We start from the raw sequence: 14,394 nt of genomic DNA, 5'->3' as shown, positions 1-14,394 counted from the left end.
GTCGCGTGTCAAGGCTGCGCCCTGCCCGCTATTTGTGCCAGTTGCGTAAGTCCTGTTGTACTCTAGTTCATTTCATGTGCATTTTTATAGTACTAGAGTACTATTTGTTAGCGATCGCATTGTGCCAGTTGCGTAAGTCCTGATGGGTTTGAGGCTTGTTTCTCCCTCTAAAATGTTTAAGTCCCGCTAAAAATTACCTTGAGCCGAAACATGGCAGTTTCAGACAAAGAACGTCGATGATAGCTGCTCTTTTGTTTCCATTGGTTGCGATCGACTTGACGCAATCGACGCAGATTTTCATCTTTTGGATAAGGCAGTGCTTTACAGGACGTATGTTGTTGAATTTTATGCAAACAATAGCCGAAAAGAAAGATTTTCACGTAGGGGCAATTCATCAATTATCCCTACTTCCGGTAAAATTGAAAATCTAAAATTCCGTGATGACAAAATCAAATAATTGATGCGCCATTTCTAATTTAGAACAAGGTGCGATCGCTAGCTGCCCTCCTTGACTATCTAAAAATATCGCTTGATTATTATCACTACCAAAACCACTATTAGGTTGATCGATGGGATTAGCAACAATCGCATCTAGTTTTTTATTCTGTAATTTTTCTAATGCTGGCTTGACAATATCCCCAGTTTGGGCAGCAAATCCAATTAATCTCTGATGCGGCTGTTTAAGTTGTGCTAACTGGGCGACTATATCCGGTACTGGTTCCAGGGGTAAAGCTTGGGGGAGCGATCGCTTGGGCAATTTCTCTGTACTATAATCTCGTGGCTTCACATCTGCCACGGCTGCTGACATCACAATGATATCAGCGTTGGGTAAACATTCCACCATGACGTGCTGCATTTGTTCGGCACTAACAACAGGGATTGCTTGCACTCCCAATGGTACATCCCAATTAGCTAGGCCATGTACTAAGGTGACGTTTGCCCCTCGGTGAAGTGCGGCTTGAGATAGCGCCAATCCCATTTTACCTGTGGAAGGATTACCAATAAACCGCACTGGGTCAAGATACTCTCGCGTTCCCCCAGCACTAATTAACACTCGTTTCCCTGCTAAATCTCGTTTGCCTTGAGTGTGTAACAACGATTGGATGTGAGCCAAAATTTCCGCGGGTTCTGCTAATCTACCAGCACCGATGCGATCGCACGCTAATAAACCTGATCCTGTACTCATCCCATGATATCGGCTATCTGTCAATAGCTGTTGCCAATTTCGTTGCACCGATCGCTGTTCCCACATATCCGTATTCATTGCGGGTGCTAACAGCACAGGAAAAGTAGAAGCCAGCACGGTATTTGTGAGTAAATTATCCGCCATCCCGTAGGCTAACTTTGCTAATGTATTAGCTGTTAAGGGGGCAATTACCATGACATCTGCCCACTCACCCAAATCAATGTGTAAGGGACGAGAGTGAGTTGGTTTCCAGAAATCATCATCTGTGTAGGCGGGATGACGAGATAGGGTGGCCATTGTTAGAGGCGTGATAAATTCTTGCGCCGAACGGGTGAGGATAACTCGGACTTCCACCCCAGTTTTAAACAGCGTCGAAACCAATTCACAAATTTTGTAGGCGGCGATACCGCCACCTACACCAATTAGAACCCTGTTCAATTTTGGATTAGTCATGATAAAAAGTTAGGAGTGAGTACTTACAAAAATTAGTACTAAATAGTTAGAAATCCTAACTCCTGTACAGACGCGATTAATCGCGTCTCTACTCCTAACTCTCAACTACGCTTCATCGTAGGGTTCCAAGTCTAAGAGGTAGATATAGGGTTCAACTAACTCTGGACGCTGAAATGCGATCGCTCGCAATAGATGCCAATCATTTAAACCCTCAAAAGCATTGCTATAATTATCCAGTTCCAGACGTGTCGCTAGTTCTTCTACTTCTGCCGCAGTCATGGCAGCAATTTCTTTTTGGGAAATGCTTAGAGTTGTCATAATGCTTGCCCCTCCCTTATCCAGCACTCGCCTTCAGCATGGGTTAAGTTGCGTTGAACGCACCCACCCAATATATATTACTCATTAGAAGTCATTAATTTCATGAAAATTGTCAGAATTTGTACCAGAATTTATAAAAAATTCGTAATGCTGACTAACCAATTGTATTTACAACGAAATTCCGTAGTACCTCTAACGTTTGCGGATGTATTTCATGCCCCATGTCAAATTCGTGGTATTCTACCGCCACTCCTAGAGACTTAAGAGTTTTTCGTGCCTTCCACGCGGCTTTCAGTGGGACAACTTCATCATATCTCCCGTGGGTGATTAAAGTCGGCCCAATCCCGCTTTTAGCTGCCATTAGTGCATCAGGATGTAAATACCCGCTCATGACAACTAAACCTGCTAGGGGCAATTTTGAGCCGACATCTAAAGTCATTGCTCCGCCTTGAGAAAATCCACTTAAAATGGTGCGTGATAAAGGTACGCCAGTGCTACTTTCTAAAGATTTCAAGAAATCTATTAGCAGTTGCCGACTTTCTGGCAACCCTTCATACATATTCTCCACCCGCAGGTCATACCATGCCCTCCCTACAGGGGAATAGGGATAAGGAAAAGGTGCATTGGGTAATACAAACTGGTAATCGGGTAAGTTGAGCAAGGGTAATAAAGATGCGACATCCTCAGCATTAGCACCCCAACCATGCAAAGTGACAATTAAGCCTGCGGGGGGTTGAGAAGTTGCAGAAGGAACAGTGATAAATTGTAAAGACAGAGGTTTACTCCTAAAATTCTACTCTTCTAATAGATCCTATCTCTTCAAGTAGACTTAGTATTTAACTGGATTTGCTGCTTGGCTAAAGAATGCGATCGTCATAGACATCGCTAAGTAATTCCTAAGCGTAGATTAACTATTTGTTATCTGCTTCATCTTCAAGCAGGATGGTGTTCAGAAGATTTAATTCACTGGATGCCATAAAATAGCGATCGCTAAAAACTGTTTCTAATTGTGTAAAAATCCGTCTACCTGCCACAGCTATCCAAGGAAATGTTCGATAGTGAGGTACTACTGGTACAATTAAGCCTTGAGGAGTTAGAGAACGTCCTAGCGCACTTCTCCAAGCTTGCGGATCTTGTAATACCTGTTGGCGCATATCATCTTCTGATTGTTCATTCCAGAAGTGGGGATAGTCTAGAGGTAAGCCAATAACTATGTTTTTAGTTTTTAATGCTTGACGTGTGGAAGATTCAATCACAAATCCCTCTTGTTCCCGACTCAATAGTTTATACAGTTCGTTGGCAGGACGTTTGAGTTTTGAGGGGAATTTGAACTTCTTACTTTCGGCAATTTCTTTTAGCGAGCCTAAAAGACGACTGCTATTTTGTTTAACATCAGCTTTCCATGCCTCAAAGCTAAATATTTCTTCAGTTTGGCGATCGCTCCAATCTTCTATCCAGAAAGGGCCGATACAAGTTAGATTATCCGGTATCTTTAGCTCGTCATTATCTAAAGATGGTAATAATCGGCTCGAAATCCTAGAAACAGTTTTGGTCAAAGCTTGTAAAGTTTGATAATTTGCATAGGACTTGGCATTTTTTTCTAATGATTGACCTCTCAAGTCAAAATGTTTAAAGATGTTTGCAGTTAACTGCTCCGCTTTTTTCACAATTGCTTTTGCTTCTTGAGGATGACTATCGCTGATAAAAATTTTGGCTTCACGCAAGAAATCTAAGACATCATCAGACATTAAACGCAGCAATTCTTCATCGCCAACAGAGCCAACTGGGACAAATGCAATTCGGTTTTTATTAAGTCCTGCATCACCTTTGATGCGGGTGTGAATTGTAGAGCGCAACATTACCAGCAAAGTCAATAAATCGCTGGATTGACGCAACCATAGTCTTTTGGGGTCAATGTCCTCTCTTTCAATGATGAAATCATTGATGAGCATAACTAACCGTCTATCTTTGTCATCTCCAGAAACTTCCATTCCGGTTTCTGGATTTGTATACATTCCTCTACCCCGATAAATTAATTGCGCGACTTCCATTAAAGCAGCTTCAATATTAAATCGGGGAATTGCAGCTATAATCCACAGTAAGGGTAAATGTTGATATCAGGAAACGTTTGAAAGACTTCTTCTAAGAATTCTGTAGGTATTAAAGAAGAATTGTAATTTGCGGCTCGATTAATGCGGCGATCGCCATAGGCATGAGCTAATAAAATAATGTGCTGACATCCTTGGGCTTTAAGTATTTTCTTGAATAAGAAAATTAATCAATTAGGGTAATCCAGCGAGTTGAAAGATTGCGTGAGGGGTAATTTCCAATTCTAGTAGTAAATCATCAGTAATTACTTGATGAGATCGATAAGTAATCGGCAAGGAAGATGGCGCAAATACAGTTACCGTTCTGGCTTTTGTATCAACCACCCAAACACGAGAAACACCAGCTTTTAGATAATCAGTCGCAATTTCTGCAATTTCACCAAAAGTTTGACCGGGTGAAATGATTTCGATCACTAATTCCGGTGCGACAGGACAAGCTTCGTCTAATAGCCAATCAGCAGGAAGACGGTTATGAGAAATATAGGTCAGATCGGCTACAGGCATCCAATCTTGTTGATTTCGTGTTAGTTTAATTGCCCATTCAATCACAACTCGACCTTTTGCTTCTGCCCATGTAGACAATAGTATAAATAAAGCACCAGTAGTCGAGCCATGAAAAAATTTTGCCCTGATTTCATTATCTTTATATTTGGGTATAGCTTCACCGTTAACAAACTCGTATGTAATATCTCCTTCGGGAAGTGCGAGAAATTCTTCTAGGGTTAGGCGTTGATTAGAAGACTGAACCATAGGTGTTATGTGGATAAAAGATGCTTACTTTTAGTTTAGGCGATCGCAAATATTAGAGACTAAGCCTACTTAGTCCTTATTTCCAGCATTTCTGACAGTGCTGATTCTGAGAGATGTAACCATATAAATTACAGGAGTCAATATTATTCCTCATGGTCTTGAAGTAAACCAAGGCTTATGTAAAACTTGAGATCCTTCGCTTCTAGCCTACTTTTAAGGAATTGATCAATGGCGCGTCTAGCCCTGCTGAGTGTATCTAACAAAACTGGTTTAATTGACCTAGCCCGTAGCTTGGTTGAAGAATTTGACTTTGATTTAATCAGCAGTGGGGGAACAGCCCAAGCACTCAAAGATGCGGGACTCCCTGTTACAAAGGTTGCAGATTATACAGGTTCTCCAGAAATTTTAGGTGGTCGAGTCAAAACGCTACATCCCCGAATTCACGGCGGAATTTTGGCGCGGCGAGATGTTCCCGAAGATATTACAGATTTAGAAAATAACCAAATTCGCCCGATTGATTTAGTGGTGGTGAATCTATATCCCTTTGAGGAAACGATCGCTAAACCAGGAGTAACATTATCCCAAGCTGTTGAACAAATTGATATTGGTGGCCCGGCTATGCTACGGGCATCATCGAAAAACTTCGCCCATCTCGCTGTATTATGCGATCCAGCACAGTATGACGAGTATTTGGAGGAATTACGCCAAAATAACGGCGAAGCATCCCTAGAGTTTCGGCAAAAAGCGGCATTAAAAGGATTTTCGCATACTGCTAGTTACGATCAAGCGATCGCGCAAGCGCTGACTTGTCAGTTCGCATCTTACCTCGCAGGAACAGAAAATTACAACCTTAGCGGTACACAATTGCAATCTCTGCGTTACGGCGAGAACCCCCATCAACCCGCCGCCTGGTATCAAACTGGTATTACGCCAACGGGATGGATAGCCGCAACGAAATTGCAAGGCAAAGAACTTAGTTACAATAACTTAGTTGATTTAGAAGCCGCACGCCGAATTATTGCTGAATTCACTGATACCCCAGCAGCAACGATTATCAAACATACAAATCCCTGTGGTACGGCACTGGGAAGCACTATTTCCGAAGCGTATCAAAAAGCTTTCAACGCTGACTCTACTTCTGCTTTTGGTGGGATTGTCGCACTCAACCGCCCGATTGATGCGGCTACAGCTAGTGAGTTAACTAAAACATTTTTAGAATGTGTGGTTGCACCAAGTTGTGATGCAGAAGCTCAAGAAATCCTTGGCAAAAAATCTAATGTGCGAGTTTTGATTTTACCAGATTTGAGCAGTGGTTCTAAGGATACAGTGAAAGCGATCGCAGGTGGTTTCCTTGTCCAAACTAGTGATGACGTGATTGCTGATACCAGTCAATGGCAAGTTGTCACCGAACGTCAACCCACACCCAACGAATTAGCCGAATTACTGTTTGCTTGGAAAGTTTGCAAACACGTTAAATCTAATGCCACTGTTGTGACAAGCGATCGCACTACACTAGGAGTAGGTGCTGGTCAAATGAACCGCGTCGGCTCAGTTAAAATCGCCCTAGAACAAGCTGGAGAAAAAGCCAATGGTGCAATACTAGCCAGCGATGGATTTTTCCCCTTCGATGATTCAGTCAGAACAGCCGCAGCACCAGGAATTACAGCCATAGTCCAACCCGGGGGGAGTTTGCGCGATCAAGATTCAATTAAAGCTGCGAATGAACTGGGTTTGGTGATGGTCTTAACTGGTGTACGTCATTTTTTACACTAAAATTCTTCTCTGTAAAGTGTACACTTTTTAAAGTGTCACTCAATATACTTGCCCTTTGATAGAAGCAGTGATAAATTATAGTCGTGTGTGAGGAGCAAGTTAAAAATAAAGAGCGCCTGGGGTGGAAACACGGCAACACTCCCAAGCGCTTTTTAATTTGTCAGAATTTGGATTGGTTGTGCAGTTTTGAAAGTATTACTCAATATACTTGCCATTTGATAGAAGTAGTGATAGTGTTTATTTGTGTGTGAGGAGCAAGTTGAGAATAAGAAATGCCTGGGGTGGAAACACGGCAACACTCCCAGGCATTTTTTTAATTTGCATATATAAATGTAAATTGGTGGTGCAGTTCTGAAAGTGTCACTTACTATACTCGCCTTTTGATAGAGGCAGTGATACTATTTATTTGTGTGAGGAGCAAGTTAAAAATAAAAAGCGTTTGGGGTGGAAACACGGCAACACTCCCAGGCGCTTTTTAATTGGTATGCAGAAAAAAGTACTTGCAGATTCGCTGGAATTTTTGAGATAATCACCTACAGTCCAAAATCCAGTTAACCTCACCCAGAATCAAAACTAGAAATTCAGGTGCAAATCAACCGACTGACTCAACAAATTCAGTTCATCATTGAAATTGATCAATTGAAACAGGTGATGCGCCAAACCCTGCTTATTGATGGATCACGCCGCGAAAATAGTGCCGAACACTCTTGGCATTTAGGGGTAATGGCGATCGCTTTAGCAGAATATGCCCCGGAGGGTGTTGATCTATTCCATGCGATAAAAATGCTGCTAATTCACGATTTGGTCGAAATTGATGCCGGTGACACTTTCTGTTATGATGTGCAGGGTAATCACAGCAAGGCAGAACGAGAAGCACAAGCAGCGTTGCGCTTATTTGGACTTTTACCAGCAGATCAAGGTAGCGAGTTGCGTTTACTTTGGGATGAGTTTGAAGCCGGAGAAACACCCACTGCTAAGTTTGCCGCAGCCCTAGACCGTATACAACCCTTGCTGCATAATCAGCAAAATGGGGGTGGAAGTTGGCGCATTCATGGCATTAGGCGCAATCAGGTTATCAAACGGGTAGCGCCAGTAGAAACAGGTGCGCCGGAACTCTGGCCTTTTGTTCTACAATTGATTGATGATTGTGTGACAGCAGGGTATCTAAAAGAGACTTTTACCCTCAATATTCAAGACTAATTAATACCTCTGCCAATTTACGCGGGTTCAACACCTCTAGAAACGGGATGAATACGTCCTAAAGAAGTAAGCTTGGCAAAAATCTGGGTTAATAAAATTGCTGACTGCTCACGGACAAGGGCTGGTGCGGCGGGGAATGATTCGCTTTAAAAAGTTAACAAATCTCGACTCAAAGAATTTATGATGCTTTTGATTGAGAACCGGGTGCAGCAGTGCTAGTGATTTCAGAAGATTTGGATGAATTGTTTGGACTAGTGCGATCGCATTGGTGCAATCTATAGAAAATAAGTTTCTTCCCTAAAAGCCAATTGCACATACTAGCTCCGATGAAATCCTCGCGGTATCTGAATTACAAATTAAGAATTCCGCGCAGAGGTAGTAGTATGTCAAAATAAAAATACCCGATACCTCAAGGTGAGCGATCGCTCCCAAAGCTAGATTAAAGGATTGACCTGAGCAATGGCAGACCAAACCAATCACAATCAAGCGGGAGAAGTAGCTCCCAGCACTGTTGACAAGCAAGCTCCCAGTGTGGCCGAAGAACACGCTCCTAGTACAGACTCACCCGAAGCTACAGACCTTCCTACTGCCAACGCGCCAGATCCGAAAGCCGCAAACCCCGAAGATAACCCCAATGCTGCTAAACCAGCTGCTGCATCACCCAAGCGAGAAAAACCCGCCGCCGCCGCCGCTAAAGCCGCAGTAGGTGAAAAACCCCCAGCCGCCGCAACTGAAGAAAAACCCGCCCCCGCCGCTAAAGCCGCCAAAAAGGAAAAAGCCCCAGCTGTTGAAGATAAGCCATTTGTAGAGTTTATTGAGCAAGATTACTTACCAGCTTTACAAAAAGCGATCGCTCAACAAGGCGTGCAAGATTTACAGGTGTCTTTTGCCAAGCAGAAAATGCCAATCACTGGCTTTGAATCCGCCGAAGAATGCTGGCAAATTATTGGCAGTTGGTCGGAAATAGGTCAACGTCAGTTTAACCTGTATTTCCCCGAAGAAGATATTCAAGGGAAAAAGGGATTTTCTTGTAATGAAGGCAAAAAACCTAGCACTCTTGAGTCATTCTTAATCGATGAGCGCAGAGTTACACTCGATTTGTTGGTATTTGGCTTAGTTCAGCGCTTAGACGGTCAGAAGTGGTTAGGTAGAAATTAGTCATTAGTCATTAGTCATTGGTCATTGGTCATTGGTTTTTAACAAAGGACAAAGGACAAAGGACAAAGGACAAATGACTAATAACAATTAAAGTTCGTGGAAATGATAAATAACGGCTCCAGTATTGGGGTCGTTATCAATTTTCACATAACCTGATTTGTACATTTCCTTGAGAGTAGCTTCTACTTCAGCAAAGCTAGCTCCGGTGAGCATCACGCCTTGAGTGACAGTTAAAATACCACCCTTGCTTTCCGCCGCTTCGATCAGTTTAATCATGAGTTGGTTCCCAGTTGGACGATGGACTTGAGAAGCAACCACTGCTTGATTTAACGGCACACCAAAGGGAGATACACCCGCTTTTAATCTCAGCTTATCTTCGTATTCGTCAACCATATTGGGAATGATGAACAAATCCACGAACTGTCCTATACCGAAAACACCACCGGTCAACAGCCACAACAAACCAGTCCCGATTTTGCCATTATACAAACGGTGCAGTCCTCCTAATCCTAAAAAGAGCGCTGCACACAAGATGTAAGATACAAGAAGTCGGTCTTTATGCTGAGTGTTTTCAAGATTCATCTTGTTTTCAACCCTTTGGATTTACTTTTGTTGTCTAAAATTGTTTTTTCTTACTGTTTTTATACTAAATATGGATAGCTAAATTTACATCTTGCACCAGTTGTTTTCTGGCAATTTTTGTAATTATGTACTGCTGTTAGCTCCAACTCTGATTTTATGCTGTGAGCAATGTCCAACCTCTAGTTATTGATTAAGTGTAACATATCACTAGAGCAGTGAAAAATTTTCAGTAATTCTGCTAATCATGGATTGTTAATTTTCAGATAATCAACCAATCTGCGATTTTAGATTCCGCAAACATTGAATCATTGTTGCAACTCTTAATGTTTTGCTTACTAATTTGTAACCCACACCTTGGTAGACTAAACTTTATACAAATGGATATTGTGGGGTGTTGCGCCTTGCCAGAGCATTAGCCTTGGCTTTTGGGTGTACATCAAGATAATAAAGACGAAAGAGCAATCAAGACATGGTAGATTCCCTCAAAAAACCAGGCTTTGAAGAAATCCGGCCAGGGATTAAAGTCCCGGCAAAAGAAACCCTGTTAACACCTCGGTTTTATACTACCGATTTTGATGAAATGGCGCGGATGGATATCTCCGTCAACGAAGACGAGTTAAGAGCTATTCTCGAAGAGTTCCGCACTGACTACAACCGCCATCACTTTGTTCGGGATGCCGAGTTTGAACAATCCTGGGATCATATTGATGGGGAAACTCGCCGATTGTTCGTTGAGTTTCTAGAACGTTCCTGTACGGCAGAGTTTTCCGGCTTTTTGCTGTATAAAGAACTTGGTCGTCGCTTGAAAGGCAAAAGCCCCGTCTTAGCAGAGTGTTTTAACCTGATGTCACGCGATGAAGCGCGTCACGCTGGGTTTTTGAACAAAGCTATGTCGGACTTTAATCTCTCGCTAGATTTAGGGTTTTTGACTAAGAGCCGCAATTATACCTTCTTTAAGCCAAAATTCATCTTTTACGCCACTTATCTTTCTGAGAAAATTGGTTATTGGCGTTATATCACTATTTATCGCCATTTAGAAGCACATCCCGAAGATCGGATTTATCCAATCTTCCGATTCTTTGAAAACTGGTGTCAAGATGAAAACCGTCACGGCGATTTTTTTGATGCGATCATGAAATCCCAGCCGCAAATATTGAATGATTGGAAGGCACGGCTGTGGAGTCGGTTCTTCCTGTTATCTGTGTTTGCGACAATGTATCTTAATGACATCCAACGGAAAGACTTTTATGCCACCCTTGGACTGGATGCGCGAGAATACGACATCCATGTTATTCAGAAGACTAATGAAAACGCCGGTAGGGTATTCCCTCTGATGTTGGATGTTGAGAATCCAGAGTTTTATCAGCGCTTGGATACTTGTATAAGCAATAATGAGAAACTGAGTGCGATCGCTAACTCCAACACTCCCAAATTCCTGCAATTCTTCCAAAAACTGCCGCTTTACATCTCTAATGGCTGGCAGTTATTGCGGCTGTACCTGATGAAACCAATTGATACTGTTTCTACTCAAGGGGCTGCTCGTTAAGTTATAACAGGTTTGCGAAAGCTTTAGTGGTTCTGCTGATTGCAGAGCCACTTTTTTTGTCAAAGTTGGGTAGGCGTAGTTTTGCAGTAGATACCTTGAGTTAAGCTGATTTTTCCATTCTGATTATATCTGGTATGAATACTTGGTGCTTGGCTGCTTCTGCTTCGTAACATCTGAGAATCAGTGATGTCAGCTTATCGAAGTCACTGACAGAAGAAATAATTACTTTTGATGCGGTATCCCCCAGAGAAGCTGTTATTTCCTGCACTTCAAAATTTAAAGCTAGAGACTTTACTTCATCTACATTTAGCCGAGTAATAAAACTTTTTTTCTGCGAAGATAGATACAGCCGCAGAAACCACCAAGTACTTTTGCCAAGATTGATACCAAAGTATGAAGCAGTATCCTTATATTGGAGTTCAAAATTGTAACTTATTGAAGTTTGGGTAATTGCTTTAATTTTTTCAAAAGCTTCGATTTCTTCAGCAGTTGTTACTACTTTTGATTCTTGAGATTCTTGTTGTTTTTCCTCTTCTTCAATCTCTTGTTCTACTTCCAGTTCAACAGGCTGAGTTATTTCTTGGCTAAGTGAGCGAGTCATTAACTCTACTAAACTTCCCTGAATCGACTTTTTAACAATTGGTTTAAATTTATCAATAATTTTACCAGTAATTCGACCTTTAATTTCATAACTAGGGGCAACTGTAGCGAGTTCAGCCACTAAGAAGCGAACAAATTCTTCAGAAGGAGAACGTAAAAGATTTCCTAGAAGCTGAGTCATGCCTTTTACATAAACCATTTCCTCCGCATGGTTGGTAATAGCTGTAACCTCAAAATTATCACGGTGAAAAAATTTGAGATTATCAATATCTTTAGTATCATATTCCAGGATATTAAAAGTAAAAAATGGCTCCTTGTCCATGACATTTTTATCACGCAAGTCTGTAAAGAAACGGTACTCAACCCCATTAGTGACGATAGCTACTTTTGTTGTCAAAAGTCCATTAAAATAGCGGCTCAATTGCCCATCATGTGCTTCAGCTTTTTGACCACGGGCTTTTGCCTCTACGAGCATAACTTTAGTACCGTTAATAGCTAAAGCGTAATCTACCTTTTCAAACTGCCCTGCTCTTCTAGTCGCAAAATCTGCCACGTATTCTGGCATTACTTCGCTAGGATCATAGACATCGTAGCCAAGAGCGCTTAAAAAAGGAACAATCAGTGCCATCTTAGTAGCTTCTTCGCCAACAACTTGGTCAAATCGCTTACGCACTTGTTCAGACAGCTTGATAATATCTTCAGTAAATCCCATCTTGCTTACTCCTGGTAGATTAGCGATTTTTGATACACGTTTTTTATAAAATAGGAGTGATTGCAGGGTGATATAGTAGATTGAATTTGAAAGTTTTAGCGCGATCGCCTTCTGGATCACTCTTATAAAAGTATTCCCAAATAAGTACCAAGCTGTAACACTGATGATCGGTTAATATTTTTTACTTTAAAAAACTTCCGTATTGATCAGGTTGAAAGAATTCCGGCAATTCTCCAATGGTTTTTGTTACATAGCTAGGACTTACGCAAAACTACACGCTGTAGGGGCAATACCCTGCGGTCAGCTAAAGCTACATGAATTGCTCCTACCAGAAAATTACTCTTTTCGGCTATTGTTTACGTAAGTCCTGATAGCGATCGTTGTGGGAACGAGGAACTGCAAAATTATCTCAGCTTATGATTGCAGACGCACAGATATACTACCTGCATGGGCAGGTAAACCTTCTGCTTCTGCTAACGTTACGGCGGCTTGGCCTATTGTCTCTAATGCTTGTTGATTGCATTCCAAATAAGTAATCCGCTTGAGAAAGTCGTAGACACTCAAGCCAGAGGCAAATCGGGCAGAACGGGCAGTAGGGAGTACATGGTTGGGGCCTCCTACGTAATCGCCAACTGCTTCTGGAGTATAACGTCCGAGAAACACGCTACCAGCGCACTTAATTTGATTGGCAAACAATTGGGGGTTGTCTACGCACAATTCCACATGTTCTGGAGCTAGTTGATTTAGCAGTGGTATACTTTCTGTCAAATCGCTGACAATAATCACGGCTGCATAATTTTGCCAACTGGCATTGGCGACTTCTTTGGTGGGCAGGTTAGCGAGAATTTGCTCAACCGCCGCTATCACTTGATGAGCAAAAATTTCCGAATCAGTAATCAAAATTGACTGGGCGCTAGGATCGTGTTCTGCTTGCGATAGCAAATCCCAGGCAATCCAGTCTGGGTTATTATGTTGGTCAGCTACCACCAGAATTTCTGAAGGCCCGGCGATGCTGTCAATGCCAACAGTGCCAAATACTTGACGTTTAGCTTCAGCAACATAAGCATTACCAGGGCCGACAATTTTATCTACGGGGGCAATGCTTTCTGTACCATAAGCTAATGCTGCGATCGCTTGCGCCCCACCAATGCCGTAAATTTCCGTGACACCAGCAATTTGGGCAGCTGCGAATACGGCGGAATTAATCTCACCGCGAGGCATCGGTACTGTCATAACGATTCGTTCCACGCCGACAATTTTCGCAGGTAAGGCGTTCATCAGTAAAGAACTAGGATAGCTGGCACGTCCTCCAGGTACATAAATTCCCACTTGAGACAGCGATATCCAATTTAATCCCAGTTTTACCCCGGCTGTATCGGTGTAGCTAATATCTTGCGGTAATTGTTTTTCATGGAAAGCCACAATCCTCTGGGCAGCAAGTTCCAGCGCCGCCTTGACATCAGCAGGACATTGTGCAGCGTGTTCGGCAATAAAGGTTTCGCTCAGATGCAAAGACTGGGGATTGTAGTGATCAAAGCGGCTAGTATAGTCCTTGAGAGCGGCATCACCACGCACTTTGACATCAGCTAGAATCTCGCGTACTGTCCCACTAACATCAACTGTAACTTCGCGGCGATCGCTGACAAGGGTTTTGAATCTACTAGAAAAATCTTTGTCGGTAGTTTGAAGCAGCTGCATAAACAGTATCTTGTAAGCAGTGATTTCTCTAATTACTTTACAGCTATTTTCAGGTAAATAGACTACGCAGTAAAGGCACAGCAATGGTCATTGATGTCAACTGTCAACTTAAATAATTCCTAATTCGTAATAGTTTTTGAGAAAGCAATATGTCTTTTTGCTTGCTGAATCTACTGAAATGAGAAAGCAATCTAGCATTTTAAGAAAGCAATATGCCTTTTTACTTGCTGAATCTACTGAAATGAGTGCGCGATATACCGAAATGAGAAAGCAATTAAGCATTTTGAGTAAGCATTATGCCTTTTTGCTT

Annotated in this window: 12 protein-coding genes and 1 pseudogene; 4 read left to right on the top strand and 9 right to left on the bottom strand. The window is 42.1% G+C overall.

Annotation, left to right across the window (positions count from 1 at the left end):
- Nucleotides 1-182 precede the first annotated feature (182 nt).
- From HWQ38_RS11695 to HWQ38_RS11670, 6 genes and pseudogenes are all read right to left on the bottom strand, one after another.
- Nucleotides 183-314, bottom strand: a pseudogene (locus HWQ38_RS11695) (IS5 family transposase); the annotation flags it as partial.
- Between the two features lie 113 nt (nucleotides 315-427).
- A complete protein-coding gene (gene coaBC, locus HWQ38_RS11690) occupies nucleotides 428-1,639 on the bottom strand; it encodes a bifunctional phosphopantothenoylcysteine decarboxylase/phosphopantothenate--cysteine ligase CoaBC (RefSeq protein WP_292793452.1) in 1,212 nt (403 codons plus the stop codon).
- Between the two features lie 105 nt (nucleotides 1,640-1,744).
- Nucleotides 1,745-1,957 (bottom strand): DUF2555 domain-containing protein, encoded by a 213-nt coding sequence (locus HWQ38_RS11685; protein ID WP_292761436.1) that lies wholly within the window; start codon nucleotides 1,955-1,957, stop codon nucleotides 1,745-1,747.
- 154 nt (nucleotides 1,958-2,111) lie between these two features.
- Nucleotides 2,112-2,717, bottom strand: coding sequence for an alpha/beta hydrolase (locus tag HWQ38_RS11680; protein ID WP_292793454.1), 606 nt, complete (start codon nucleotides 2,715-2,717; stop codon nucleotides 2,112-2,114).
- A gap of 151 nt (nucleotides 2,718-2,868) precedes the next feature.
- Nucleotides 2,869-4,008, bottom strand: coding sequence for a hypothetical protein (locus HWQ38_RS11675; protein ID WP_292793449.1), 1,140 nt, complete (start codon nucleotides 4,006-4,008; stop codon nucleotides 2,869-2,871).
- Between the two features lie 231 nt (nucleotides 4,009-4,239).
- Entirely contained in the window at nucleotides 4,240-4,815 is a 576-nt protein-coding gene (locus HWQ38_RS11670; RefSeq protein WP_292793446.1) for a Uma2 family endonuclease, read from the bottom strand.
- A gap of 228 nt (nucleotides 4,816-5,043) precedes the next feature.
- Here HWQ38_RS11670 and purH point away from each other — a divergent pair, with 228 nt between their 5' ends.
- The 3 genes from purH to HWQ38_RS11655 all read left to right on the top strand — a co-directional run bounded on the left by purH (nucleotide 5,044) and on the right by HWQ38_RS11655 (nucleotide 8,946).
- A complete protein-coding gene (gene purH, locus HWQ38_RS11665; protein WP_292793444.1) occupies nucleotides 5,044-6,588 on the top strand; it encodes a bifunctional phosphoribosylaminoimidazolecarboxamide formyltransferase/IMP cyclohydrolase in 1,545 nt (514 codons plus the stop codon).
- Nucleotides 6,589-7,173: 585 nt separating this feature from the next.
- Nucleotides 7,174-7,788 carry an HD family hydrolase gene (locus tag HWQ38_RS11660; RefSeq protein WP_292793442.1) on the top strand — a complete coding sequence of 205 codons (615 nt, stop codon included), beginning with the start codon at nucleotides 7,174-7,176 and terminating at the stop codon, nucleotides 7,786-7,788.
- Between the two features lie 459 nt (nucleotides 7,789-8,247).
- A complete protein-coding gene (locus HWQ38_RS11655; protein ID WP_292793440.1) occupies nucleotides 8,248-8,946 on the top strand; it encodes a DUF2996 domain-containing protein in 699 nt (232 codons plus the stop codon).
- Between the two features lie 87 nt (nucleotides 8,947-9,033).
- Here the strand turns inward: HWQ38_RS11655 and HWQ38_RS11650 are convergent, their stop codons facing one another.
- Complete coding sequence (locus HWQ38_RS11650) at nucleotides 9,034-9,528, bottom strand: NINE protein (RefSeq protein WP_292793438.1); 495 nt, start codon at nucleotides 9,526-9,528, stop codon at nucleotides 9,034-9,036.
- Nucleotides 9,529-9,997: 469 nt separating this feature from the next.
- Here HWQ38_RS11650 and acsF point away from each other — a divergent pair, with 469 nt between their 5' ends.
- The gene (acsF, locus tag HWQ38_RS11645) at nucleotides 9,998-11,074 is read left to right on the top strand and encodes a magnesium-protoporphyrin IX monomethyl ester (oxidative) cyclase (protein WP_292793435.1); all 1,077 of its coding nucleotides are present in this window, start codon (nucleotides 9,998-10,000) and stop codon (nucleotides 11,072-11,074) included.
- A gap of 100 nt (nucleotides 11,075-11,174) precedes the next feature.
- Here acsF and HWQ38_RS11640 read toward each other — a convergent pair whose 3' ends face one another.
- Both HWQ38_RS11640 and hisD read right to left on the bottom strand, forming a co-directional pair.
- Entirely contained in the window at nucleotides 11,175-12,386 is a 1,212-nt protein-coding gene (locus HWQ38_RS11640; protein ID WP_292793432.1) for a type I restriction endonuclease, read from the bottom strand.
- Between the two features lie 414 nt (nucleotides 12,387-12,800).
- Nucleotides 12,801-14,084 carry a histidinol dehydrogenase gene (hisD, locus tag HWQ38_RS11635; RefSeq protein ID WP_292793431.1) on the bottom strand — a complete coding sequence of 428 codons (1,284 nt, stop codon included), beginning with the start codon at nucleotides 14,082-14,084 and terminating at the stop codon, nucleotides 12,801-12,803.
- Between the last annotated feature and the right edge of the window lie 310 nt (nucleotides 14,085-14,394).

Origin of the sequence: Nostoc sp. NMS7, from assembly GCF_017115085.1 — a bacterium.
Taxonomy (GTDB): Bacteria; Cyanobacteriota; Cyanobacteriia; order Cyanobacteriales; family Nostocaceae; genus Nostoc.
This window is presented reverse-complemented; position numbering and strand designations above follow the sequence as displayed.

Excerpts from the sequence above, each read along its gene's own strand:
- coaBC (WP_292793452.1), bottom strand. The coding sequence starts at position 1,639 with ATGACTAATCCAAAATTGAACAGGGTTCTAATTGGTGTAGGTGGCGGT.
- HWQ38_RS11685 (WP_292761436.1), bottom strand. The coding sequence starts at position 1,957 with ATGACAACTCTAAGCATTTCCCAAAAAGAAATTGCTGCCATGACTGCG.
- HWQ38_RS11675 (WP_292793449.1), bottom strand. The coding sequence starts at position 4,008 with ATGGAAGTCGCGCAATTAATTTATCGGGGTAGAGGAATGTATACAAAT.
- HWQ38_RS11670 (WP_292793446.1), bottom strand. The coding sequence starts at position 4,815 with ATGGTTCAGTCTTCTAATCAACGCCTAACCCTAGAAGAATTTCTCGCA.
- purH (WP_292793444.1), top strand. The coding sequence starts at position 5,044 with ATGGCGCGTCTAGCCCTGCTGAGTGTATCTAACAAAACTGGTTTAATT.
- HWQ38_RS11655 (WP_292793440.1), top strand. The coding sequence starts at position 8,248 with ATGGCAGACCAAACCAATCACAATCAAGCGGGAGAAGTAGCTCCCAGC.
- HWQ38_RS11650 (WP_292793438.1), bottom strand. The coding sequence starts at position 9,528 with ATGAATCTTGAAAACACTCAGCATAAAGACCGACTTCTTGTATCTTAC.
- acsF (WP_292793435.1), top strand. The coding sequence starts at position 9,998 with ATGGTAGATTCCCTCAAAAAACCAGGCTTTGAAGAAATCCGGCCAGGG.
- HWQ38_RS11640 (WP_292793432.1), bottom strand. The coding sequence starts at position 12,386 with ATGGGATTTACTGAAGATATTATCAAGCTGTCTGAACAAGTGCGTAAG.
- hisD (WP_292793431.1), bottom strand. The coding sequence starts at position 14,084 with ATGCAGCTGCTTCAAACTACCGACAAAGATTTTTCTAGTAGATTCAAA.